Here is a 22,821-nt window from a genome sequence, read left to right as displayed (position 1 = left end):
GGGATCGCGCCGAAAGCCCGGACCGGCGCGTTATGCAACCGAGTCCGGCACGTGGCCGGAGTGACCCCGTAACGCGGCTTTTGCGTGCCACGATGTGGGTGTGAGGCCGCCGTCCGCGTACCCCCGAGCGTGGGCGGCGGCCTCTTCCACGCCCGGCTCCGTGGCCGGTTCCATGGCCGGCTCCGCGCCCGGCTCCGTGACCGCTTCGGTGCCCGGTTCCACGCCCGGCGCGTGACCGCCGCCGGCCCGTCGCCGGACCCCCGTCCCCACCCCGGCCCGCCGGGGATGACACACTGGTGGGGACCTGCGGGTCCAACAGGCCCGGCCGGAACGGTACCGTTCGGTGCATGGCACCCAGCACAACGACGGACGCTCCGTTCGGGCGGATGCTGACCGCGATGGTCACCCCGTTCCTGCCGGACGGCGGCGTCGACTACGACGGCGCCGCCCGCCTGGCGACCCACCTGGTCGACGAGCAGCGTCATGACGGCCTGGTCGTCAACGGGACGACCGGCGAGTCGCCGACCACCGGCGACGCCGAGAAGGAGCGCCTGCTGCGCGCGGTGATCGAGGCGGTCGGCGACCGCGCCGTCATCGTCGCCGGTGCCGGGACCAACCACACCGAGCACACCCTGAAACTGGCGCGCCAGGCCGAGGCCGCGGGCGCGCACGGCCTGCTGGTGGTCACCCCGTACTACAACAAGCCCCCGCAGGAGGGGCTGCTGCGCCACTTCACCGCGGTGGCGGACGCGACCGGGCTGCCCAGCATGCTCTACGACATCCCCGGCCGCTCGGGGGTGCCGATCGAGACCGACACCCTGCTCAGGCTGGCCGAACACCCGCGGATCATCGCGGTCAAGGACGCCAAGGGCGACCTGTTCGGCGCCTCGCGGGTGATGGCCGCCACCGACCTGGTCTGGTACTCCGGCGACGACAACCTCAACCTGCCCTGGCTGTCGGTCGGGGCCGCGGGGTTCGTCAGCGTGGTCGGCCATGTGGTGGGGGCCGAACTGCATGAGATGATCGACGCATACCGTGCCGGTGACCAGGGACGGGCGCTGGAGATCCATCGCCGGCTGCTGCCCGTGGTCACCGCCATCATGACCCGTACGCAGGGCGCCATCGCCGTCAAGGCAGCGCTGAACCTGCTGGGCCTGCCGGGCGGGGGCGCCGTGCGCCTGCCGCTGGTGGAGGCCCCGCCGGAGTTCGCGGCGCGCCTGCGCGAGGACCTCACGATAGGGGGAGTCAAAGTGCCGGAGGTCACCATTCCGGAGGTCGACAGGTGAGCCACCCTCACCCCGAGCTGTCCAGCCCGCCCGCCCTTCCCGACAACGGCCTGCGCATCGTCGCGCTCGGCGGCTTGGGGGAGATCGGGCGCAACATGACCGTCTTCGAGTACGGCGGCCGGCTGCTCATCGTGGACTGCGGGGTGCTGTTCCCCGAGACCGAACAGCCGGGCATCGACCTGATCCTGCCCGATTTCGACTACATCCGTGACCGCCTCGACGACATCGAGGCGATCATCCTGACGCACGGCCACGAGGACCACATCGGCGCGGTGCCCTACCTGCTGCGCGAGCGGCGGGACATCCCGCTGATCGGGTCCAGGCTCACCCTGGCGCTGCTGGAGGCCAAGCTCGTCGAGCACCGCATCCGGCCCAACACCCAGGTGGTGGCCGAGGGCGAGCACCGCTCGTTCGGCCCGTTCGACTGCGAGTTCCTGTCGGTCAACCACTCCATCCCCGACGCGCTCGCGGTCGCCATCCGCACGCCCGCCGGGCTGGTGCTGGCCACCGGCGACTTCAAGATGGACCAGCTGCCGCTGGACGGCCGGCTGACCGACCTCGGCGGCTTCGCCCGGCTCGGCGCCGAGGGCATCGACCTGCTGATGTCGGACTCCACCAACGCCGAGGTGCCCGGGTTCGTCACCAGCGAGCGCAACATCGGCCCGGTCATCGACGAGGTGTTCCGCACCGCCCAGGAACGCCTCATCGTCGCCTGCTTCGCCTCGCACATCCACCGCGTGCAGCAGGTGCTGGACGCCGCGGTCGCCAACGGCCGCAAGGTCGCCTTCGTCGGCCGCTCGATGGTCCGCAACATGGGCGTCGCGCGCGAGCTCGGCTACCTGGACGTGCCCGAGGGCATCATGGTGGACGTCAAGGACCTGGAGAACGTGCCGCCGGACAAGCTCGTCCTGGTGTGCACCGGCTCCCAGGGCGAGCCGATGTCGGCGCTGTCGCGGATGGCCAACCGCGACCACCAGCAGATCCGCATCACCGACCGCGACACCGTGATGCTGGCGTCCTCGCTGATCCCCGGCAACGAGAACGCGGTCAACCGCGTGATCAACGGCCTGACCCGGTGGGGCGCGCGCATCGTGCACAAGGGCAACGCCCTGGTGCACGTGTCCGGCCACGCCTCGGCCGGCGAGCTGCTGTACGTGCTGAACCTGACCAAGCCCGGCAACTTCATGCCGATCCACGGCGAGTGGCGGCACCTGCGGGCGCACGCCAAGCTCGCCGCGCTGACCGGCGTGCCCGACGAGAACATCGTCATCGCCGAGGACGGCGTGGTGGTGGACCTGGTCGACGGCCAGGCGAAGATCGTCGGCGCGGTCCCGGCCGGGTACGTCTACGTGGACGGCCTGTCGGTCGGCGAGGTCACCGAGACCTCGCTGAAGGACCGCCGCATCCTGGGCGAGGAGGGCTTCGTCTCCATCGTCGTGGGGGTGGACTCCTCCTCCGGCAAGATCGTCTCCGGGCCGGACGTGCACGCGCGCGGCGCGGGCATCGCCAACGAGGACTTCAACGAGATCCTCGACCGGATCGAGTCGGTGCTGAACGACGCGGCCGGCGACGGCGTCAACGACCTGCACCAGCTCAACCAGCTGATCCGCCGCACCGTCGGCAAGTGGGTGAGCGACAACTACCGCCGCCGCCCGATGATCATCCCGGTGGTCGTCGAGGTCTGAGCGACCCCGGCGGCACGCGCGGCGGCCCCGGCACCGGACACCCTCCGGTCCCGGGGCCGCCGCGCTCCGTCCGGCCGCCTGACACGCCAGGGGCGCGGTGCTGGGAACCCTCGGGGTCCTTGGTTACCCTCATCACCATGGCCACACGTGCGTCCGGGGGAGCGAAGACGTCGTCTCGTACCGGGGGCAACGCGGCTCGCAAGCCCGCGGGCGCCAAGCCGCCCGCTCCCCGCGGCAAGGCCGGAGCCGCCAAGGGCGGCGGCCGGAGCGGCGGCGGGCGCGCCCCCGCCAAGCGGCCCGCGCAGCGCCCCCCGCAACGGCCCGACCCCTTCTCCCAGCTCGTCGTCGGCTTCTTCAAGCTGATCTTCAAGCTCTACCACCTGTGCGCGGTCGCGGTCGGCTCGGTGTTCCGCGCCTACGGCCAGGGCGCGCGCAACCTGGACGTCGAGCACCAGCGCGACGGCCTCGGCCTGGCGCTGCTGGGCGCGGCGATCGTGCTCGCCTCGGTCACCTGGTGGAAGCCCGAGGGCGTGGTCACCAAGGCGCTGGAGCAGGTCGTGGTCGGCGGCATCGGCGTGCTGGCGATGGGCCTGCCGGTGCTGCTGGCCGCCCTCGCCTGGCGCACCCTGCGCCACCCCGAGCACAACGAGGAGACCGGCCGCGTCGTCATCGGCATCTCCGCGCTGGCGGTGGGCGTGCTCGGCATCGTGCACATCGGCTCGGGCAGCCCCGCCCCGGCCGAGGACATGCCCGGCGTCCGCGCGGGCGGCGGGGTGGTCGGCTGGCTGGCCGGGGCGCCCCTGCACGCCGCGCTCAGCGGCTGGGTCGCCGTCCCGCTGCTGCTCCTGCTGGCCTTCTTCGGCCTGCTGGTGATCACCGCGACGCCGATCGCCCGGGTGCCCGACCGGGCCATGGAGCTGTGGGCGCTGGCCACCCTCCAGGGCCGCGGCGGGCTCACCGCCGAGGACGAGGACGCCGACCGGCCCAAGCGCCGCCGCAAGTCCAAGAAGGACGACGACGAGGCGGAGCTGGAGGTCGGCGAGCACTCCAAGCCCTACGACACCCCGCTGCTGGACGAGGAGCCCAAGAAGGGCGCCGCCAAGCCGCAGCGCGACCTGGCCGACGAGATCTTCGACCTCGACCCGTTCGAGGACGCCCCGCCCCCGCCGGTGCCCGACCCCGAACCCGAGCCGGAGCCCGAGGCGGTCGTGGCCGGGCCGCCCCCGCCGCCCGACGTCCCCGACCCCACGCCCGCGCCGCGCAGCTCCGAGCAGCTCCCGCTGGCCTCCGGCGAGGCGTACCTGCTGCCTGACCCCGCGATGTTGCGGCCCGGCAGCGTCACCAAGGCGCGCACCAAGGCCAACGACACCGTGGTCGCCGCGCTCACCGGCGTGCTGGAGCAGTTCAACATCGACGCGCAGGTCACCGGCTTCACCCGCGGCCCGACGATCACGCGCTACGAGATCGAGCTGGGCCCGGCGGTGAAGGTCGAGAAGATCACCGCGCTGGCCAAGAACATCTCCTACGCCGTCAAGAGCCCCGAGGTGCGGATCATCTCCCCGATCCCCGGCAAGTCGGCGATCGGCGTGGAGATCCCCAACGTCGACAAGGACATCGTCAGCCTCGGCGACGTGTTGCGCTCGTCCGCCGCCACCAACGAGCACCACCCGATGATCGTCGGCCTGGGCAAGGACGTCGAGGGCCGCACGGTGGTGGCCAACCTCGCCAAGATGCCGCACATCCTCATCGCGGGCGCCACCGGCGCGGGCAAGTCCACCTGCATCAACGGGCTGATCACCTCGGTCCTGATGCGGGCCACCCCCGACGAGGTCCGGATGATCCTGGTCGACCCCAAGCGGGTCGAGCTGACCATGTACCAGGGCATCCCGCACCTGATCACGCCGATCATCACCAACCCCAAGAAGGCCGCCGAGGCCCTGGAGTGGGTGGTCGGCGAGATGGACCGCCGCTACGACGACCTCGCCGCCTCCGGCTTCCGGCACATCGACGACTTCAACAAGGCCGTCAAGGCGGGCAAGCTCACCGCGCCGCCCGGCAGCGAGCGCGTCTACACGCCCTACCCCTACATGCTGGTGATCGTGGACGAGCTGGCCGACCTGATGATGGTCGCCCCGCGCGACGTCGAGGACTCGGTCGTCCGCATCACCCAGCTCGCCCGCGCCGCCGGCATCCACCTGGTGCTGGCCACCCAGCGGCCCAGCGTCGACGTGGTCACCGGCCTCATCAAGGCCAACGTGCCCTCCCGGCTGGCGTTCGCGACCTCCTCGCTGGCCGACAGCCGCGTCATCCTCGACCAGCCCGGCGCCGAGAAGCTGGTCGGGCAGGGCGACGCGCTGTTCCTGCCGATGGGCGCGAGCAAGCCCATGCGCCTGCAGAACGCCTACGTCGCCGAGAAGGAGATCCACGGCGTCGTCGAGCACTGCAAGACGCAGCTGGAGGCGGTCTACCAGGAGGACGTCGCCGCCGCGGCCGGTCCCAAGAAGGAGATCGACGAGGACATCGGCGACGACATGGACCTGCTGGTGCAAGCCATCGAGCTGGTGGTGTCCACCCAGTTCGGGTCCACCTCGATGCTCCAGCGCAAGCTGCGCGTCGGGTTCGCCAAGGCGGGCCGCCTGATGGACCTGATGGAGAGCCGCGACATCGTCGGCCCGAGCGAGGGCTCCAAGGCCCGCGACGTGCTCGTCAAGCCCGACGACCTGCCGGGCGTGCTGGCCGAGCTGCGCGGCTCGGCCTGACGCCGTCCCGCGCCACCCGGCGCCGGGCGCACCGCGCCCGGCGCTTCCTCGTCGCGCCTTTTTCCCGTGCGTCCTCTTCGCACGCTCCGTCCCCGTGCGCGGTGCCGAGCGCCGACGGGACTGGCATGGCCGGAATGATGCGAAATCTTGCCCTGTTTCGAACGTGTTGGCTGTCGCCCTCCGGGCATTGCGGTTTCTAGACTGGTGTCGCTGGAGTGTGGGTTTGGACAGTGGTGCGCTCTAAGGGAGGCTCGGCGTGAGCATCGGTGAGACCTTGACCACGGAGCGTCAGCGGGCCGGTCTCACGGTCACGCAGGTCAGCCTGCAGACCCGCATCCGCGAGAGCGTGATCCGGGCGATCGAGCAGGACGACTTCACCTCCTGCGGCGGCAACTTCTACGCCCGCGGCCACATCCGCAGCATCGCCCGGACGATCGGCGTCGACCCCGAGCCGCTGGTGCGCGAGTACGACGAGACCCACGGCGGCGCGCCGCAGCCCGTCTCGGCGGTCACCGCGTTCGAGCCCGAGCGGCCGGTGTCGTTCCGCGAGCGGCGCTCGCCGAACTGGAGCGCGGCGATGGCGGTCGCGCTGGCGCTGGTCGTGGTCTACGGGATCGTCCAGCTGGTCAGCGGCCCCGCCGAGCAGCGCACCGCGCAGAAGGTCGCGGGCAGCCCGGCACGGTCGGCCGAGTCGCCCGCCGGGTCGCCCGCCGCGCCCGCCCCGGCCCCGACGACGCGGGCGCCGAGCAAGGACCCGGTCGCCGCCGCGCCGCGCAAGAACGTGGAGGTGCGGCTCAAGGCCAAGCGCTCCACGTGGGTGAACATCCGCGGTGACAAGGGCAAGGCGCTGTTCAGCGGCATGTTGCGCGGCGGCGACACCCGGGCGTGGACCGCCAAGAAGAAGATCAGCGTGCTGATCGGCAACGGCAGCGGCGTGCGGCTGACCGTCAACGGCAAGGACCTGGGCGCGCCGGGCGAGAGCGGCCGGGTGCTGCACCTGTCGTTCACCCCGGGCGATCCCGAGGGACTGTGACCGCCTTCTCCCACCGGGTCCTGGTCGGTTCGGCGGCCGGGGACCATTACCTTTAGAGGCATGTCCTCACGTCGTACCGTCTCCCTCGTCACGCTCGGCTGCGCCCGCAACGAGGTCGACTCCGAAGAGCTCGCCGCCCGCATGGAGGGCGCCGGATGGGAGCTGTCCGACTCCGCCGACGGCGCCGACGTGGTGGTGGTCAACACCTGCGGCTTCATCGACGCCGCGAAGAAGGACTCCATCGACACCCTGCTGGCCGCGCACGACTCCGGCGCCAAGGTCGTGGCGGCCGGCTGCATGGCCGAGCGGTACGGCGCCGAGCTGGCCGAGGCGCTGCCCGAGGCCGACGCGGTGATCAGCTTCGACGACTACACCGCGATCGGCGAGCGGCTGGACGACGTCATGGCGGGCCGGCGGCACGACGCGCACACCCCGCGCGACCGCCGCAAGCTGCTGCCGATCAGCCCCGTCGAGCGCTCGGCGTCCGCGGCGTCGGTCGCGATCCCCGGCCACGCCCCGCGCCCGAGCGCTCCGGCGGACCTGCCGGACGGCCTCGCCCCGGCGACCGGCCCGCGCGTGTTGCGGCGGCGGCTCGGCGGCGGCCCGGTGGCCCCGCTGAAGCTGGCCTCCGGCTGCGACCGGCGCTGCACCTTCTGCGCCATCCCCGCCTTCCGCGGCGCGTACGTGTCGCGGCCCCCGGCGGAGGTGCTGGAGGAGGCGCGCTGGCTGGCCGGGCACGACGTGCGCGAGCTGGTGCTGGTCAGCGAGAACTCCACCTCCTACGGCAAGGACCTGGGCGACCTGCGGGCGCTGGAGAAGCTGCTGCCGCAGCTGGCGGCCGTCGACGGCGTCGAGCGGGTGCGCGTCAGCTACCTGCAGCCCGCCGAGACGCGGCCCGGCCTGATCGACGTGATCTGCCAGACCGAGGGCGTGGCGCCCTACTTCGACCTGTCATTCCAGCACGCCAGCGGCCCGGTGCTGCGGTCGATGCGGCGGTTCGGCGACCGCGAGCGGTTCCTGGAGCTGCTGGAGGCCGTGCGTGCCCAGGCCCCGGAGGCGGGCGTGCGCTCCAACTTCATCGTGGGCTTCCCCGGCGAGTCCGAGGACGACTTCGAGGAGCTGGTGCAGTTCCTGAGCGCCGCGCGCCTGGACGCGATCGGCGTGTTCGGCTACTCCGACGAGGACGGCACCGAGGCCGCGACGCTCGGCGGCAAGGTGGACCCCGACGAGGTCGCCCGCCGGGTGGAGGAGCTGTCGGCGCTGGCCGAGGAGCTGACCGCCCAGCGCGCTGAAGACCGCATCGGCACCGAGATCGCCGTGCTGGTGGAGGAGAAGACCGAGAACGGCCAGTACGAGGGCCGCTCCGAGCACCAGGCCCCCGAGGTGGACGGCACGGTGCTGGTGCGCGGCGAGGGCCTGTCCATCGGCGAGATCGTGCGCGCCCGCGTCGCCGGCAACGACGGCGTGGACCTGATCGCGGACGTCTCATGATCGCCGGAGCGCCGGAGCCGGTGGCGGGCGCCCCGGACCCCGGCCCGCACCGGGTCAGCCTCTACAACATCGCCAACCTGCTGACGATGGCGCGCATCGCGCTGGTGCCGGTGTTCGTGTGGTTGTTGTTCCTGGAGGGCACCGGCTGGCGGCTGGCGGCGTTCGGGGTGTTCGCGCTGGCCTCGGTCACCGACAAGATCGACGGTGATCTGGCCCGCCGGTACAACCTGGTCACCGACTTCGGCAAGATCGCCGACCCGATCGCCGACAAGGCGCTGACCGGCGCGGCGCTGATCAGCCTGTCGCTGCTGGGCGAGTTGTGGTGGTGGGTGACCGCCGCGATCCTGGTCCGCGAGATCGGCGTCACGCTGCTGCGCTTCGTGGTGATCCGGTACGGGGTGATCCCGGCCAGCAAGGGCGGCAAGCTCAAGACCACGCTCCAGGTCATCGCGATCGGCCTGTACATCCTGCCGGGCCCGCTGGACCCGGTGCGCTGGGCGACGATGGCGGCCGCGCTGGTGGTCACGGTGGTGACGGGCGCGGACTACGTCGTCCAGGCATGGCGGCTGCGCAAGGCGGGCCGCGCGAAAGCCTGACCCGCGCGGCCTGCTGACCGGCGCGGCCTGCTGACCCGCGCCGCCCGCTGGCCCGCGCTGCCTGTTGCCCCGCGCCGCTTTCTGCGTCGTGCCGTTCCGCCGTCCCCGCCGATCCGGGGGCGGCCGGTTCCGTTCCGCGCCCCGGTAACGCCGGTCACACCAGGCCGTCCCTCCTTTTGAACGCGTTCAGTCGGGTGTAGCGTCGCCCCTGTCTGAACACGTTCAAAAATTGGGGGCGCCCCGTGGTCGCGCTGGTGCACGTGATCGTCATGACCGGGATGCTGGTGGTGGTCCCGCTCGGTCTGCGGCTGGTCGGGCTGCCCGCCGCGCTGCGCGGCGTCTGGCTCGCCGGGGCCGCCGCCGGGTCGGTGTCCCTGTGGTTGCCGCGCGGCGCGCCCGCCGTCGCCCTGGCGGCCCTCTACGCGGCCGCCACGCTGCCGCTGGCGGGCCAGGCGGTGCGGCGGCTGCGGCGGTGGGACCCGGTGGAGATCGCGGTCGCCACCGCGCTCGCCGCCCCGGCCGTGGCGGGGACGGCACTGGTCGCCGAGCGCGGCGGTGTGGAGCTGTTCGGGTTCTCGCTGACGATCCTGTCGCTGACCGTCGCGCACTTCCACTACGCCGGGTTCGCCGCCGCGCTCATCGCGGGCCTGGTCGGGCGGGCGGCGGCGGCCCGGCCGCAACACCGCCGGGCCGCGACCGCCGCCGCGCTCAGCGTCCCCGCCGGGACGCTGCTGGTCCTCGCGGGCTACTTCGCCGGGCAGTGGGCCGAGTTCGCGGGCGCGGTCGTGCTGACCTGCGGGATGTGGCTGACGGGCTGGCTGACGTGGCGCTCGGTGCGGTCCGGCGGCGCCGTCCGCGTCCTGCTGCTGGTCTCGTCCGCCGTCCTCGCCGCCACGATGGTCCTGGCGCTGAGCTGGGCGCTGGGGGAGGCGTCGGGGCTGCCGCACCCGTCGTTGTCGTGGATGGTCGCCACCCACGGGGTGGGGAACGCCTTCGGATTCGCGTTGTGCGGCATCCTGGCCTGGGCCTGCCTGAAGGAGGAGGCGCTGTGAACGGGTTCACCTACGACGAGGTCGGGGCCACCGAGACCCTGGACCTGCCGCCCGGCTACAACCACCTGCGGGTGCGCGTACCGGTGGGGGAGGGGCCGGTGGTGTTCCGCAACGCCGCCGACGCGCTCATGGAGTTCTGGATGCACCGGGCCATCCCGGTCCGCCTGAACGCCTCCGCGCCGCGCGCCCGGCCGGACGCGAGTGTGGTGGTCGGCCTGGGCGTCGGGCCGTTCCGGCTCAACGCGCCGTGCCGGATCATCTGGACGGTCGAGGAGGAGCGCCGCGCCGGATGGGCCTACGGCACGCTGCCGGGCCATCCCGAGCGCGGCGAGGAGTCGTTCGTGGTGCATCTGGACGACGAGGGCGAGGTGTGGCTGACCGTCACCGCCTTCAGCCTCCCGGCGTCCCGGCTGGCCAGGGCCGCCGGGCCGCTCGTCCCGGTGATGCAGCGCGCCTACGCGCGCCGCTGCGGGGCGGTCCTGCGCCGCCTGTCCCAAGCGCGCTGACAGGGGGCTGGCGTAGATTCCGGGGAGAGACGCGATCAAGAGGATGAGGGGCAACACGTGCTGCGGGTCGAACTTCTGACGATCGGGGACGAGCTGCTGCTCGGCGACACGGTCAACGGCAACGCCGCCTGGCTCGGGCAGCGCCTGGCCGAGCGCGGCGTCACCGTCACGCGCAGCGTGGTGGTCGGCGACGAGCTGGAGGTGATCGTCGCGGCGGTGCGCAGCGCGCTGGAGCGCGCCGACGCGGTGATCACCACCGGCGGGCTCGGCCCCACCTCCGACGACCTCACCCGCGACGCGCTCGCCAAGGCCGCCGGGGTGCCGCTGCTCCGCGACGCCGGCCTGGAGCGGCGGCTGCGCGAGCGGTCGGCGGCGGCCGGGCGCGAGCTCCAGCCGATGGCGCTGCGCATGGCCGAGGTCCCCGAGGGCGCCCGGGTGCTGGCCAACTCCGCGGGCAGCGCGCCCGGCCTGCGCGTGGAGCTGCCCGGCGGCGCGGTGTACGCGCTGCCCGGCGTGCCGTTCGAGATGCGCACGATCATGGACGAGGTCGTGCTGCCCGAGCTGGCCGAGCGCGCCGGGCTGCCCGACGCCGCCCGCCGCACCCTGCGCACCGCCGGGCTCTGGGAGTCGGTCCTGGCCGACCGCCTGGAGACCGTGGAGGGCATGGACGGCGTCCGGCTCGCCTACCTGCCCGACCCGGCCGAGGTGAAGGTCCGCATCACCGCCACCGGCGCGGACGCCGGCGGCCTGCTGGCCGAGGCCGAGGGCCGGGCCCGCACCCTGATCGGCCCGGCGGTGTACGGCGCGGGCGAGGAGCCGCTGGCCCAGGTCGTGCACCGGCTGCTGCTCGAACGCTCGGCGACGGTGGCCACCGCCGAGTCGCTGAGCGGCGGCCTGATCGGCGCGGAGCTGACCACCGTGCCGGGCGCGTCGGCCACCTACGTCGGCGGGCTGGTCGCCTACGCCACCGCGCAGAAGGAGCGCGGGCTCGGCGTGTCGGCGGAGCTGCTGGCCGCCGAGGGCGCGGTGCACCCGGAGGTGGCCCGCCAGATGGCCGCCGGGGCGCGCGACCGGTTCGGCGCCGACTACGGCCTGGCGGTGACCGGCGTGGCCGGTCCCGACCCGCAGGACGGCAGGCCGGTCGGAACGGTCTACATCGGCGTGGCCGGACCTGGAAAGGAGCCGACCGTGTCCGCCCCGCGCCTCCCGGTGCCCGGCACCGGCCCCGAGATCCGCGCCGTCATCCGCCGGATGACCGTGGTGCACGCCCTTGACCTGCTACGACGCGAGCTGCTGGGGCTGCCGCCGGGCGACGGCGAGGCCGCCGGGACCGAAGATCGGGAAGAGACGGGATGATTACAGCGTTACGTTTCGAGCGAACACGAAATCAGCGGTCTGCCACGGTCACCGCCAAGCCGGGTACGGTGGAACCGGCAGATGGTCCGAACTGAGGGAGGGAGCGAGACGATGGTCCTGCTTCGCCAGCTGCTCGGTGACGTACTGCGGCAGCTGCGGCTGCGCCAGGGACGCACCCTCCGCGAGGTGTCCGCGGCGGCACGGGTTTCCCTCGGCTACCTCTCCGAGGTCGAACGAGGGCAGAAGGAAGCGTCGTCGGAGCTGCTGGCTTCGATCTGCAAGGCGCTCGGTGTGCCGCTGTCCCACGTCCTCCGCGAGGTCGCGGACGCCCTGGCCCTCGCCGAACTGCAGCACGAGCCCGTCATGGCGGGCGCGCCCCCCGAGCACGAGCGCATCACGTCCGAGAGCATTCCCGCCACGCCCGAGGAGATCACCGGCGAGTTCCGCGCCGACATGGTGGCGGCCTGAGACCTCCTTGACCCGGCCGAGGCCGCCGGTGTGGGCGGCCTCACGAGTGACAACGGCATATTGGGGCATCCTTCCTCGTTGTAAACACCAGTCCGGAAACGACGCGGAAGGAGCCCGATATGGCGAAGATCAAGAGCCCGCTCGGCGCCAAGGAGAAGAAGGCCGCCGGTGAGGCGCTCCAGGGGGCCCTCGTCGACCTGATCGACCTGGCGCTGCTCGCCAAGCAGGCGCACTGGAACCTGACCGGTCCGCGTTTCAAGGTCGTGCACGAGCACCTGGACGAGGTGGTGGACCTCGCCCGCCAGTCGCAGGACGACGTGGCCGAGCGCGCCGTCGCGATCGGCGTGAGCCCCGACGGCCGCGCGCAGACCGTCGCCGACCGCACCGAGCTGCCCCAGCTGGAGGCCGGCTACCTGGGCGACGACAAGGTGGTCGCCGCGATCACCGACACGCTGGCGCAGATCATCGGCCGGTTCCGCGACCGCATCGCCGCGACCGACGAGCCGGACCCGGTGTCGCAGGACCTGCTGATCGGCATCACCGCGGAGCTGGAGAAGCAGCACTGGATGTTCCAGGCGCAGTCCTGACCTGAGACGCGTCCGAGCTGAGACGACGACGAACGGCCCCGGCCCCGCCGGGGCCTTCGGCGTTTCCGGGCCCGGGGACTGTGGCTCTCAGGCCAGGCTCAGCGGCTGGTCGGGCCGGTCCAGCCACACCCGCTGCCCCTCGGCCGACACCGTGACGCCGAACCGTTCGCGTCCGGGCTGGCCCCAGCCGACCCAGCGCAGGAAGGCGGCCTCCACCTCGTCCCAGAGCCGCCGCGCGCCGTGCTGCCGGACCTCGAACTCCGCACGGCCGGGCACGAAGTCCACGGTGGCCCAGGCGGGGTCGTCGGATATGGCCCACAGCCGCACCGACCCGTCCATGGCGCCCTCCAGCAGGGACCGCACTCCGGGCACCAGGCCCGCGATGGCGAGGTCGAGTCCCGCCGCGTCGCCCACCAGGGTGCGCGGATCGACCCGCGTGACCGATCTGGCGGCCTCGGCCCGCTGCTCGACGGCCCCGTCCGGCGGTCCCAGCGGCCGTCGTTGCGATCGCAGCATCATGAACCCGCAGGACCCGAGCAGCCGCCCGACCGCCGCCCCCTCCGCGACGGTGAACCGGGCGAGATGGCCCGGCCCCCACGGGGGAGACCAGGGCAGCACCATGACCGCGCCGGGCCGGGACTGCTCGACCCACGCGTAGGGAACACGCTCGACCCCGCACGTCACGTGGACCCGGTCATAGGGCGCGCCCTCCGCGAAGCCCTTGGCCCCGTCCCCGACGACCAGCCGGGGCGCGTACCCGGCGGCTTCAAGATTGGCCCGCGCCCGCTCCGACAGCTCCGCGTCGATCTCCACCGAGGTCACGTTCTTCTCACCGACACGCCAGGACAACAGCGCCGCCGTCCACCCGGTCCCGGTGCCGATCTCCAGCACCCGGTGGTGCTCCAGCGGCCGCAACTCCTGGAGGAAGGGCACCACGATCCCCGGCGCCGAGCACGAGCTGGTCCACGTGCCCTGCCCGTCGACCTGGACGGCGATGACGGAGTCGGAGTAGACGGTCTCCCGCCACAGGTCCGGGTCGGCGTCCCGGTCGATGTCGAAGGCGGCGTGGCGGGGCCGGTCCGGCACGGCGCACGCCCGCGCGGGGACGAACAGGTGCCGGGGGACCGCCAGCAGGCCGTCCCGCCACCGTTCGTCCGCCAGCCGTCCGGCGGAGAGCAGGAGGTCGGCCAAGTACTCGGGCTCGGTCATGCCCCCACTGTGCCGCCCGCCCGGCGGCGTCTCAACGCTCCCGACGATCGACCGGCGCGGGGCCGGATGCGGCCACGTTCCGCCCGCGCCGGGGTCGGCTTCCGGCGGTTCGTCCCTTTACGGTTGCGGAGCATGACCGTCACCCGCCTGCCCGACGCAGAGATCAAGGCCCTGATCCGCCGCTTCGCCGCCCTCGACATGGGGGACTGGGACCGCGCGGCGGTGGACCGGGCGGCGGCCGTCCTGGGCTGGAAGGTCGCCGCCGGACGCGGCGCGGTCGCCCTCCACGGCGGTCTGCCGACCGGACCGGGGCACGCCTACCCCGACGAGTTGTCGGAGCCGCCCCGCCAGCACGGCTACGAGTCGTTCTCGTGCCCGCTGGCCCGGGGCCGCGACCGCCCGGCCCTGAACGAGGCCTTCCGGACGGCCCGCCGCCTGGCCGAGGACCTGTTAGGCCCCGCTCCACTGCGCGGCGGGCCCGGCCCCTGGTTGCGCTGGCGGCGCCCGGTGAGCCTGCTGGAACTGGAGCGCACGGCGTCGAGCGTGGAGGTGTGCCTGCGCCCGGCCGAGGTGGTGGAGGCCGACGAGCACCGCGCCGTCGAATGGGGCGACCGGGACATCGCGGCCGAGGTGGTGGGGATCTGGCTGGGCGAGACGCCGCACCCGTCCTGCGCGGAGACGTCCCTGCCCGGCCACTGCGTCGCCGAGAGCTGGAAGGAGCTCCGGGAGTGGCTGGAGGAGACGCTGCGGACGCTGGTGGAGGACCTGCCCGCGCTGGACGACCCGACGGTCGTGTCGCTGGTCTCCGCCGACGCGTCGGACCCCCACCAGGTCCGCTTCCTCGTGGACGGCGGATCCCCGCTCCGCCTGGAGGCGACCAGCACCGCACGGCTGCGCGAGGAGCGGTCCTGGCGCGAGAACGACGGCCGCACCCTGACCGCGGAGTTCCCCTCTCCACACCGCGTGCACATCAGGGCCGCCGCCGAGATCCTGGTGGACGCCCTGCGGACCTACGGACTCCCGCTGGAGACGCTGCGCTACCGGGCCTCGATGCGCGGCTGCCGCCCGCACCTGTACACCATGGGCGTCGACCGGCTCTAGGCTGCGCGGATGGCAGCCCTCTCCGGCGAACGGGTCGTCCTGGTACCCGTGACCGACAAGCACACGCCCGACCTGCGGCGCATCCGCCGCACCCCCGAGGTGAGCGCCCGCTGGGGCGACGTGGACGCCGAGCCGGACTGGCCCCTCGACGGCGACCCCGGCACCACGGCCTACGCCGTCACGCTGGACGGCACCGTGATCGGCTTCGTCCAGTACGGCGAGGAGCAGGACCCTGCCTACCGCCACGCGTCCGTGGACATCCTCCTGGACCCGTCCGTGCACGGCCGGGGGCTGGGCCAGGACACGGTCCGCACCCTGGCCCGCCACCTGGTCCACGACCGGGGCCACCACCGCCTGGTCATCGACCCGGCCGCCGACAACGCCCCGGCCATCCGCTGCTACAGCGCGGTCGGCTTCCGCCCGGTGGGCGTCATGCGCGCGTACGAGCGCGACGCCGACGGCAAGGGCTGGCACGACGGCCTGCTGATGGACCTGCTGGCGGAGGACCTGACCCCGCCGGAATGAGCGCGGCGCCCGGTCAGATGACCAGGGCCACGTCCGACTCCGCCAGCTTCAAGGAGAAGACGGGACCGCGCCCCTCCGGGCGCCAGCCCTCGCGCCGGGCCGTGCGAACGGCCTGGGCCACCGTGCTCGGCAACACCACGGCCGCGGGCTGCCAAGCCGAACCGGGATGCGCGTACGGCAACGACACCACCAGGAGGGCGCCCGGCTCCTCAGCCGCCTCCACCACGAAGCTCAGCGGCTCGCCGTAGCAGGACTGCGAGTGGGTCGGCCTGCGGCGCACCTTCCAGCGGTAGCCGATCCCGTCAACGGTGATCAGCCGCGTTCCCTTTTTGGCCATCGCCATGTTCGCCTCCACCGTGCTCGGGACCGGACCCGGCGAAGCTAACAGCGCGATCATGACACCCGCGAACCATTTATCCCCGTGCCCGTGCCTGGCCCGCGCCCGCGTCAGGCCCGTGTGCCTTTGGGCCTGCACGTCTCTAGACGCACACGCTCCCCGATCCGCATGCCCGCAGGCACGCGCCCGCCTTGGCCTGCATGCCCTGAGACGCGCACGCCCGTATGCCCGCGCGCTCTCCGGGCCCGCAGGGCCTCAGGCGCGTTGGGGGACGGGGATGCCCGGGTCGCCGAACACCCATGTGCCCGGGTGGCGCGGGTCGTCCCCGGCCCAGAACTCCGTCCACAGCCGGCAGAACTCCTCCGCCGACAGGTGGCCGTCGCCGTCCAGGTCCAGCAGCGGGAAGATCTCGTCGGTGTCGGTGGGGCGGCCGCTCCACGCCTCGATCAGCCGGCGGTACTCGGCGGCGTCGATCCGGCCGTCGCCGTTCTCGTCGATCGCTTCGAACATCGTCGCGGCGGTCCCGGCCACCGCCTCCGGCATCTCGTCCAGCCGGTCGACCACCCGCAACACGTCGTCCAGCGTGACGCGGTCGTCGTGCTCGGCGGCCGACAGCAGCGTCGACCACCAGCCCATCATCACGACCGCCAGCCGGGCGTGGTCGGGCGAGCCGGGCGCGGAGCCGCGGATCTCCGCCCACCGCGCGGTCAGCGCCGAGAAGTCCGTCTCGCGCAGGGCGCCGTCGCCGTCGGCGTCCATCGCGGCGAACACCCCGGCCACCTTGCGGCGCTGGAACTCACTGGCCATGGGTCGTCCTTCCGGTGGGGGGAGGTGCGGTCCCACGATGCCCGTCCGGTACCACTGGTCACCATGGCCCCAGGGGGACGAACGCCCGCGCCGGAAAGTGAGAATAATGTCGCGCTGGGTGACGATCACTCGCGGAGGAAGGTCTCCAGTTCGGCGGCCAGGGCGGGCGTGTGGTCGGCCGGGGTCACCGTCCGGGTCGCCCCGCGGTGGGAGCGGATCTCCAGCCAGCTGTCCGGGGTGGCCAGGGGGAGCAGGTCCAGGCGCTCGGCCAGCATCACCGGCCGCCCGTACGCCTTGAACTTCGGGTCCCGCAGCACCGTGCGCCCGGTGTACCCGAACGGCTCGCCGCTCGCCGACGCGATCTCGTACCGGAAGTCCCGCACCGGATGCGGCTCGCGGTCCCAGGTGCTGAACGGCAGGCTGTCCCGCCCGCGGATCCGGGCCTCCACCAGCACCTCGGTGTCGGTGCCGGCGATCTCGCAGTCGAAGATCGGGAACACCTTGCCCACGCCCTGACCGGCGTAGACGCCGCCCGCCAGCGCGGGGGAGCAGAACAGCGCGTGCGTGAACCCCAGGATCGGCTCGGGCAGCGCCACCTTGTGGTGCGAGCGCCCGTCGAAGGCCAGGTCGCAGCGCGGTTCGAGGAAGTCGAGCAGCGTGCTCATGGCGTCGGCGTCGTATCCGGGGTCCTTCACGATCAGCGTCAGCGCGTGGCCGTCGCCGCACATCACCAGGTAGTCGCGGAACGGTCCCGGCCCGCCCTCGAACGGGAAGTGCTGCACGTACACGCCTTCGCGGCCCGCCACCGGCTCGCGGCCTTCCAGAGGCGGCCCGGGACTCCGCCGTGGCTTGACCGTCTCGACGCCCGCGTCGGCGTACCCCTTGCGCTCCCGCTCCCGGACCTTCCGCTGGAGGTGGCGGGCGGCCATCCGCTCGTCGTCGAGCGTCATGCTGGTCGACCCGTGGGCCCGCTCGGTCCCGTGCCCCCACTGCATGAAGCACCGGATGCCCTCCTGGCGGATCCGCCACCAGAGCACCCGGTCACCCTGCTTCTTCTCGAACCTGTGCCATTGCGTCATTCCCGAACCTTCCGCCATGAGAGTCATCGTGTCGGACGACTAGGACGGTCTGGCCGGGGACGCGGTTTCAGAGGCCGCGCACCGCCGCGATCGTGAACGGGATCTGCGGCACGCCCGGCCCCATCGGCCCGCCCTTGTCGAACTGCGAGCGCACCACGTACAACGTCCCGCCCCGGCGCGCCAGCGTGGTCGGCAGTTGCAGCGCGGGGTCGGTCAGCCGCCGCTCGACCCGCGCGGACACCCCGTCCGGCGCGATCCGCCACCGGCTGATGGTGTTGGCGGTGTTGTGCACCGCCCACAAGCGCCCGCCCCGGATCTCCAGGCCGTCGGCGGCTGCCATATCGCCGCCGCTCAGCGCGACCTTGCGGACCGCTCCCGAGGCCGTGTCCAGGCGGTACAGGTCGCCGCCCGTCATGTCCACCGTGTACAGGTGACGGCCGGACGCGACGATCCCGTTGAGCGTGAAGGCGCTCGGCGCGTGCGGTTCAAGCCGCTTCGACAGGTCGAAGCGCGGCGCGAGCGTCCCGCCGCCCGCGGCCAGCTGGCGCGGTGTGACGCGGTACACCACCGCGCGTGCGCTGTCGGTCAGGTAGGCGCTGCCGTCGCGGGTGACTGCCAGGTCGTTCACGAACCTCGCGCCGTCGCCGGGCACGGTGAAGCGCGCGAGCAGGCGGTGGTCGCGCGTGTCGTACACCGCGACGCCCTTGGTCGAGTCGGTGACCCACAACCGCCCGTCCCGGTCCACTTTCAGGCCGTTGGCGGTGCGGCGGCCGTCCGCGCCCGCGGGCAGGAACACCCGGGCCACGCGCCGCCCCGGGGTCATCTTGTAGATCGTGCCGTCCGCGTACGAACCGGCGTACAGGTCGCCGGTTCGCGGGTCGGCGGCGATTCCTTCGGGGTAGACGCGGTCTCCGGGCAGCTCGTGGGCGGTGGAGACGCGGGGAGCCGGGGCGTGGGCCGCCTGGGCGGTGGGCGCGAGGGGCAGCACCGCGATGAGCGCGACTCCAGCGGTGACGGCGGGCCGTGTCAGGGGGAAGGGCATGACCGCTCCTGTAAGGTGGTTCTCTATCGGATGAACGCATACGTTAATTAGAACCCTAATCATCGTCAAGGCGTGCACGTCAGGGTGGCCGTGCCCGCCGATACCATGCCCAGATGACGTCGTTGCCCGTCTCCGAGCGCCTGGGCTCGCACCTCAAGCGGGCCGAGCAGGCCCTCAGCGCGGCCAAGACGGCCGCGCTGAAGCCCGCCGGCCTGACGTCGCCGCAGTACGCGGCGCTGCTGCACCTGTCGGCGAACCCCGGCATGTCGGCGGCGGCCCTCGCCCGCGCGTGCGCGGTCACCCCGCCCACCATGAACACCGTGCTGAAGAACCTGCGCGAGCTGGGCCTGGTCGAGCGCACCCCGCACGAGTGGCACAAGAACATCCTGGAGACCCGCCTCACCGCCAAGGGCGGGGAGGTGCTGGCCCGCGCCGACGAGGGGCCGGTGCGGGTCGAGCGCGGGCTCGCGGCCTGCTTCACCGACGAGGAGCGCCGGACGCTGGTCGAACTGCTCGGCCGCTGCGTGGACTACCTGGACTCGACCAGGAACCCCTGAGCCGCCAGGGTCGGGCGCGGCTACGTCGTGGCAGGGCCGTCCAGTTCGGCCAGGACGGCGGCGTGGTCGCTGGGCCAGACGCCCTTCACCGGCCCGTCGCCCACCCGCCGGACCGAACGCACGCGCCCCAACCCGTCCGGGCCGGGCTCCCCGACGTGGACGTAGTCGATCCGCATCGCCGGCTGTCCCGGGCCGACGTAGGGGTTGGCGGGATTCCACGTCGCCCACGGCGCGCCCGGCTCGGCGGCGTCCCACGCGTCGAGCAGGTACTGGCCGGGCACGGCGGGACCGCGCAGTAGCTGGATCTCCTTCGAGTCGGGCGCGGCGTTCAGGTCCCCGGTCACCACGGCCGGGAACGCAGCCTCTCCCTGGTGCGCCGCGACGAACTCGCTCAGCGCCCGCACCTGCGCGCACCGCACCGCCGACTCCGCGGGCAGGTAGTTCAGGTGCGCGGTGAAGAACGGGACCGGCTGCGGCGGAGCGTCCACCAGCGCGTACAGTGCCACCCGGCCGGTGTCGGGGCTGCCGGGCGAGGGCAGCGGCAGAATGTCACGGTCCACGATCGGCCAGCGCGACAACACCGCGACGCCCTCGGCGTACTCGCCGTACGCGGCGTCGAAGGGACGGTCGAACGGCGCCCACGTCCACTCCATGCCGAGCTCCCCGGCCAGCCAGCCCGCCAGGTTCTCGCCGTCCCCGCCCCACACCTCCTGGAGGCCGACGATGTCGGGCCGCAGGTCGCGCAGCGTTTCCAGGATCGCGGCGCGCCGCTCCCGCCACGGCCCGCGACGCCACCACAGGTTCCACGTGAGGATGCGCATCCGCCGATCCTCACACGGACGGCAGGTGCTCCACGACGGTGTCGGCGAATTCCAGTGCCAGGGGGCTCAGCGCCGCCCACTGCCGCGCCGCCCATCCGGCGGTGAGCGGCGGCAACCCTGGGATCGGGATCAACCGGACAGCGTCCGCGCCGCCGCCCCAGGCCGGGAGGGCGGGCAGGATCGCGTGTCCGAGGCCGAGTTCGGCCAGCAGCAGCGCGGTGTCCCAGTCGGCGACGCTGGTGCTGGAGGTGAGCCGCACACCGTGCCGTTCGAGGTGGCCCTCCAGGTGCAGCCGGGAGGTGGAGTGCTCGGGCAGCTCGATGTGGCCGATTCCGGCCAGTTCGGCGACGTCGAGCGAGGCACGATCGGCCAGCGGGTCGTCGGTCCGGACGGCCAGCACCCAGGGCAGCTCGCAGGAGGTGCGCTGCTCGATGCCGTCCACGGGCGGCCCGCTGGTGACCCACGCCAGGTCCGCCTCGTGCGCGAGCACCGCCTCCAGGCAACGGCGGCTGGACCCGGCGGTCTGGAACTGCAACGCGACCTCCGGGCGCCGCGCCCGGAACGCCGCCACCCCGTCGGCCATGAAGTGCCGGACGGTGGTCGCGCCGGTCGCCACCCGCACGGTGCCGCCCACCCCGCGCCGGAGATCGTCCAGTTGCCGCAGCGCGGCCCCGAGCCCGGACAGGCCCTCGGCGGCGGCGCGGTGCAGGAGCTGCCCGGCCCGCGTGGCCGCGACGCCGCGCGGCCGCCGCTCCAGCAGGGCCAGCCCTGTCTCGCGCTCCAGCCGTTTGACGTGCTGGCTGACGGCCGACTGGCTGCACCCGAGGTCCCGCGCCACGGCGCTGAGGTTGCCCGCCTCGCACACGGCCACGAACACGCGGAGATCGTCCAGCGTCATGCGGCTCAAGCTAGACCTTGGAGATGGCCAAGTAAACCCGAGAATTGACTTGGGTCAGCTCGCGGCGACACGATTCCGGTACGGGCGCGGGATCCGGCGACCCGGCAACGGCGGCGACCCGTCCGGAAACGCCGGCTTCCGGACGGGCGCCGACCCTCGGTCAGGGTCGCCGCATGGCGCTGATCAGGGTGGTGGAGACCTCGGCGCACCGGCCCGGCGGCGCGTTCCCTTGGTCGGTCGCCGCCTCGGGCCCCGGCTGGGCCCGCGCCTCCCGCCGTCGCCGTGCGCATCGACGCGCAGTTCGTCAGGCCGTGGATACGGCCTGGCAGCGCGGGCACCAGAAAGTGATGCGTTCCCCCACCTCGGACGCCTGGTTCGCCCGCTCCACGCGGGTCCCGCAGCGGCGGCACGGCTTTCCGGCCCGGCCGTACACGTAGTGCTGCCGCCCCGGACGCGTGTCGCCGGTGGTGATGTGCCCGTGCCGGAGCCGGTTGGCGTACAGGAGCCGGTGCGACAGCTCCACCATTCCCGGCAGGTCGGGCACCGACCCCACCGGCGTCCACGGGTTGACGCCCCGCAGGAACAGGATCTCGGCCTTGTAGATGTTGCCGATCCCCGCCAGCCGCGACTGGTCCAGCAGTGCTTCGCCGACGGCCCGCTCCGGCTGCGCCGCCAGCCGCTCCACGGCCCGCCCGGCGAGTTCGGGCCCCCATGCCTCGTCGAGCAGGTCCGGCCCCAGATGGCCGACCACGCGGTCCTCCTCGGCGGTGCGCAGCAGGTCGACCGCGCCCAGCGAGTACCCGACCGCCAGCGACCGGCTGGTGCCCAGCACGAGGCGGACCTTGTGGTAGCGGGGGACCGGCCCGGCGGGCGAGACCCGCCACACCCCCTCCATCTTCAGGTGCGTGTGGACGGTGAACCCGCCCTCCACCCGCACCAGCAGGTGCTTGCCCCGCGAGACCGCCTCCAGGACGGTGCGGCCGCGCAGGTCGGCGTTGGCGTGCCGCGGCACGCGGAAGTCGGTGACCGTCAGGGCGTGCCCCGCGAGCGCCTCGTGCAGGCGCCGGGCGGTCGCGTAGACGGTGTCGCCCTCGGGCACGTCGGATCAGCGGCCGTCAGATGAGGGACGGGCTTTCCCAGGCCGCCGAGTCCTCGGTGAGCTTCTTCACCGGCTCCGGCAGCTCGCCCGAGGCGACGTGCTGGAGGCTCACCCGCTCCAGGATGTTGCGCTCGCTGGCGCGCAGCGCGATCCACACCTCCTGGAGGGAGGCGGCGGGGCCCTCGTAGCCCACGTGCTCGGGGCGCTCGCCGCGCACGCCGAGCAGCGGCCCGTCGATGGCGCGGATGATGTCGGCGAGGGAGATCTCCGCGGCCGGGCGGGCGAGCCAGTAGCCGCCCTCGGGACCCCGCTGGCTGCGTATCAGCCCGGACCGCCGCAGCTGGCCGAGGATGTTCTCCAGGAACTTGGGCGGGATCTGCTGGGCCTCGGCGAGCTGGACCGCGGTCACCGGGTGACTCCCGGCCACGGCGAGCTCGGCGGCGGCGCGCAGGGCGTAATCGACCCGGGCGGACAATCGCATGGACGTATTATCCCTTGCCGATCGGACTGGTTGGGCTTTCGGGGGG

General features: G+C 73.2%; 23 protein-coding genes. 14 read left to right on the top strand and 9 right to left on the bottom strand.

Annotation, left to right across the window (positions count from 1 at the left end; all coding sequences use genetic code 11):
* Positions 1-347: 347 nt before the first annotated feature.
* The 11 genes from dapA (at position 348) to AH6_RS28560 (ending at position 12,819) form a co-directional block, all read left to right on the top strand.
* Positions 348-1,286: a 4-hydroxy-tetrahydrodipicolinate synthase gene (dapA, locus tag AH6_RS28610; protein ID WP_083983556.1), complete on the top strand. Its 939-nt coding sequence runs from the start codon at positions 348-350 to the stop codon at positions 1,284-1,286.
* A complete protein-coding gene (locus AH6_RS28605) occupies positions 1,283-2,971 on the top strand; it encodes a ribonuclease J (RefSeq protein ID WP_067485999.1) in 1,689 nt (562 codons plus the stop codon). The genes dapA and AH6_RS28605 overlap by 4 nt, the downstream gene beginning before the upstream one ends.
* Before the next feature lie 137 nt (positions 2,972-3,108).
* Positions 3,109-5,730, top strand: a complete 2,622-nt coding sequence (locus AH6_RS28600) for a DNA translocase FtsK (RefSeq protein ID WP_067485997.1) — start codon at positions 3,109-3,111, stop codon at positions 5,728-5,730.
* A 256-nt stretch (positions 5,731-5,986) separates the two neighbouring features.
* Positions 5,987-6,763 carry a helix-turn-helix domain-containing protein gene (locus AH6_RS28595; RefSeq protein WP_067485996.1) on the top strand — a complete coding sequence of 259 codons (777 nt, stop codon included), beginning with the start codon at positions 5,987-5,989 and terminating at the stop codon, positions 6,761-6,763.
* A 60-nt stretch (positions 6,764-6,823) separates the two neighbouring features.
* The gene (rimO, locus tag AH6_RS28590; protein WP_067485994.1) at positions 6,824-8,254 is read left to right on the top strand and encodes a 30S ribosomal protein S12 methylthiotransferase RimO; all 1,431 of its coding nucleotides are present in this window, start codon (positions 6,824-6,826) and stop codon (positions 8,252-8,254) included.
* Positions 8,251-8,850, top strand: a complete 600-nt coding sequence (gene pgsA, locus AH6_RS28585; protein WP_083983555.1) for a CDP-diacylglycerol--glycerol-3-phosphate 3-phosphatidyltransferase — start codon at positions 8,251-8,253, stop codon at positions 8,848-8,850. Before rimO ends, pgsA begins: the two co-directional genes overlap by 4 nt.
* Positions 8,851-9,092: 242 nt before the next feature.
* Positions 9,093-9,902, top strand: a complete 810-nt coding sequence (locus AH6_RS28580) for a YndJ family protein (protein ID WP_157431781.1) — start codon at positions 9,093-9,095, stop codon at positions 9,900-9,902.
* Positions 9,899-10,408, top strand: a complete 510-nt coding sequence (locus AH6_RS28575; RefSeq protein ID WP_067485993.1) for a DUF1990 domain-containing protein — start codon at positions 9,899-9,901, stop codon at positions 10,406-10,408. Before AH6_RS28580 ends, AH6_RS28575 begins: the two co-directional genes overlap by 4 nt.
* Before the next feature lie 57 nt (positions 10,409-10,465).
* A complete protein-coding gene (locus AH6_RS28570) occupies positions 10,466-11,764 on the top strand; it encodes a CinA family nicotinamide mononucleotide deamidase-related protein (RefSeq protein WP_245679509.1) in 1,299 nt (432 codons plus the stop codon).
* Between the two features lie 111 nt (positions 11,765-11,875).
* The gene (locus tag AH6_RS28565; RefSeq protein WP_067485992.1) at positions 11,876-12,232 is read left to right on the top strand and encodes a helix-turn-helix domain-containing protein; all 357 of its coding nucleotides are present in this window, start codon (positions 11,876-11,878) and stop codon (positions 12,230-12,232) included.
* A gap of 119 nt (positions 12,233-12,351) precedes the next feature.
* Positions 12,352-12,819 (top strand): Dps family protein, encoded by a 468-nt coding sequence (locus AH6_RS28560; protein WP_067485987.1) that lies wholly within the window; start codon positions 12,352-12,354, stop codon positions 12,817-12,819.
* An 87-nt stretch (positions 12,820-12,906) separates the two neighbouring features.
* Here the strand turns inward: AH6_RS28560 and AH6_RS28555 are convergent, their stop codons facing one another.
* Entirely contained in the window at positions 12,907-14,028 is a 1,122-nt protein-coding gene (locus AH6_RS28555; RefSeq protein WP_067485985.1) for a methyltransferase domain-containing protein, read from the bottom strand.
* A 132-nt stretch (positions 14,029-14,160) separates the two neighbouring features.
* Between AH6_RS28555 and AH6_RS28550 the strand changes: the two genes are divergently transcribed.
* Together AH6_RS28550 and AH6_RS28545 are read left to right on the top strand one after the other, a co-directional pair.
* A complete protein-coding gene (locus tag AH6_RS28550) occupies positions 14,161-15,129 on the top strand; it encodes a hypothetical protein (protein ID WP_067485983.1) in 969 nt (322 codons plus the stop codon).
* Between the two features lie 9 nt (positions 15,130-15,138).
* A complete protein-coding gene (locus AH6_RS28545; protein ID WP_067485977.1) occupies positions 15,139-15,654 on the top strand; it encodes a GNAT family N-acetyltransferase in 516 nt (171 codons plus the stop codon).
* 13 nt (positions 15,655-15,667) lie between these two features.
* Here AH6_RS28545 and AH6_RS28540 read toward each other — a convergent pair whose 3' ends face one another.
* The 4 genes from AH6_RS28540 to AH6_RS28525 form a co-directional block, all read right to left on the bottom strand.
* On the bottom strand, positions 15,668-15,997 hold the full coding sequence (locus AH6_RS28540; protein ID WP_067486042.1) for a hypothetical protein: 330 nt from the start codon (positions 15,995-15,997) through the stop codon (positions 15,668-15,670).
* A 249-nt stretch (positions 15,998-16,246) separates the two neighbouring features.
* Positions 16,247-16,798, bottom strand: coding sequence for an EF-hand domain-containing protein (locus AH6_RS28535; RefSeq protein WP_067485975.1), 552 nt, complete (start codon positions 16,796-16,798; stop codon positions 16,247-16,249).
* Between the two features lie 125 nt (positions 16,799-16,923).
* Positions 16,924-17,877: a hypothetical protein gene (locus AH6_RS28530; protein ID WP_067485974.1), complete on the bottom strand. Its 954-nt coding sequence runs from the start codon at positions 17,875-17,877 to the stop codon at positions 16,924-16,926.
* Between the two features lie 67 nt (positions 17,878-17,944).
* Positions 17,945-18,919: an SMP-30/gluconolactonase/LRE family protein gene (locus AH6_RS28525; protein WP_067485973.1), complete on the bottom strand. Its 975-nt coding sequence runs from the start codon at positions 18,917-18,919 to the stop codon at positions 17,945-17,947.
* A gap of 113 nt (positions 18,920-19,032) precedes the next feature.
* On the opposite strand from AH6_RS28525, the gene AH6_RS28520 reads away from it, so the two are divergent.
* Complete coding sequence (locus tag AH6_RS28520) at positions 19,033-19,476, top strand: MarR family winged helix-turn-helix transcriptional regulator (protein WP_067485971.1); 444 nt, start codon at positions 19,033-19,035, stop codon at positions 19,474-19,476.
* 20 nt (positions 19,477-19,496) lie between these two features.
* Here the strand turns inward: AH6_RS28520 and AH6_RS28515 are convergent, their stop codons facing one another.
* From AH6_RS28515 to AH6_RS28500, 4 genes are all read right to left on the bottom strand, one after another.
* A complete protein-coding gene (locus AH6_RS28515; protein ID WP_067485970.1) occupies positions 19,497-20,297 on the bottom strand; it encodes an endonuclease/exonuclease/phosphatase family protein in 801 nt (266 codons plus the stop codon).
* Positions 20,298-20,307: 10 nt separating this feature from the next.
* Complete coding sequence (locus tag AH6_RS28510; protein WP_067485969.1) at positions 20,308-21,195, bottom strand: LysR family transcriptional regulator; 888 nt, start codon at positions 21,193-21,195, stop codon at positions 20,308-20,310.
* Between the two features lie 304 nt (positions 21,196-21,499).
* A complete protein-coding gene (locus AH6_RS28505) occupies positions 21,500-22,294 on the bottom strand; it encodes an Fpg/Nei family DNA glycosylase (RefSeq protein ID WP_067485968.1) in 795 nt (264 codons plus the stop codon).
* Between the two features lie 16 nt (positions 22,295-22,310).
* Positions 22,311-22,775 (bottom strand): RrF2 family transcriptional regulator, encoded by a 465-nt coding sequence (locus AH6_RS28500; RefSeq protein WP_067485965.1) that lies wholly within the window; start codon positions 22,773-22,775, stop codon positions 22,311-22,313.
* Positions 22,776-22,821: the final 46 nt, after the last annotated feature.

The sequence above is a fragment of the Actinomadura hibisca NBRC 15177 genome, assembly GCF_001552635.1.
Classification (GTDB): domain Bacteria; phylum Actinomycetota; class Actinomycetes; order Streptosporangiales; family Streptosporangiaceae; genus Spirillospora; species Spirillospora hibisca.
This window is presented reverse-complemented; position numbering and strand designations above follow the sequence as displayed.

Excerpts from the sequence above, each read along its gene's own strand:
- AH6_RS28540 (WP_067486042.1), bottom strand. The coding sequence starts at position 15,997 with ATGGCGATGGCCAAAAAGGGAACGCGGCTGATCACCGTTGACGGGATC.
- AH6_RS28500 (WP_067485965.1), bottom strand. The coding sequence starts at position 22,775 with ATGCGATTGTCCGCCCGGGTCGATTACGCCCTGCGCGCCGCCGCCGAG.
- AH6_RS28555 (WP_067485985.1), bottom strand. The coding sequence starts at position 14,028 with ATGACCGAGCCCGAGTACTTGGCCGACCTCCTGCTCTCCGCCGGACGG.
- AH6_RS28525 (WP_067485973.1), bottom strand. The coding sequence starts at position 18,919 with ATGCCCTTCCCCCTGACACGGCCCGCCGTCACCGCTGGAGTCGCGCTC.
- dapA (WP_083983556.1), top strand. The coding sequence starts at position 348 with ATGGCACCCAGCACAACGACGGACGCTCCGTTCGGGCGGATGCTGACC.
- AH6_RS28515 (WP_067485970.1), bottom strand. The coding sequence starts at position 20,297 with ATGCGCATCCTCACGTGGAACCTGTGGTGGCGTCGCGGGCCGTGGCGG.
- AH6_RS28545 (WP_067485977.1), top strand. The coding sequence starts at position 15,139 with ATGGCAGCCCTCTCCGGCGAACGGGTCGTCCTGGTACCCGTGACCGAC.
- AH6_RS28520 (WP_067485971.1), top strand. The coding sequence starts at position 19,033 with ATGACGTCGTTGCCCGTCTCCGAGCGCCTGGGCTCGCACCTCAAGCGG.
- rimO (WP_067485994.1), top strand. The coding sequence starts at position 6,824 with ATGTCCTCACGTCGTACCGTCTCCCTCGTCACGCTCGGCTGCGCCCGC.
- AH6_RS28530 (WP_067485974.1), bottom strand. The coding sequence starts at position 17,877 with ATGACGCAATGGCACAGGTTCGAGAAGAAGCAGGGTGACCGGGTGCTC.
- pgsA (WP_083983555.1), top strand. The coding sequence starts at position 8,251 with ATGATCGCCGGAGCGCCGGAGCCGGTGGCGGGCGCCCCGGACCCCGGC.
- AH6_RS28535 (WP_067485975.1), bottom strand. The coding sequence starts at position 16,798 with ATGGCCAGTGAGTTCCAGCGCCGCAAGGTGGCCGGGGTGTTCGCCGCG.
- AH6_RS28510 (WP_067485969.1), bottom strand. The coding sequence starts at position 21,195 with ATGACGCTGGACGATCTCCGCGTGTTCGTGGCCGTGTGCGAGGCGGGC.
- AH6_RS28600 (WP_067485997.1), top strand. The coding sequence starts at position 3,109 with ATGGCCACACGTGCGTCCGGGGGAGCGAAGACGTCGTCTCGTACCGGG.
- AH6_RS28560 (WP_067485987.1), top strand. The coding sequence starts at position 12,352 with ATGGCGAAGATCAAGAGCCCGCTCGGCGCCAAGGAGAAGAAGGCCGCC.
- AH6_RS28565 (WP_067485992.1), top strand. The coding sequence starts at position 11,876 with ATGGTCCTGCTTCGCCAGCTGCTCGGTGACGTACTGCGGCAGCTGCGG.
- AH6_RS28550 (WP_067485983.1), top strand. The coding sequence starts at position 14,161 with ATGACCGTCACCCGCCTGCCCGACGCAGAGATCAAGGCCCTGATCCGC.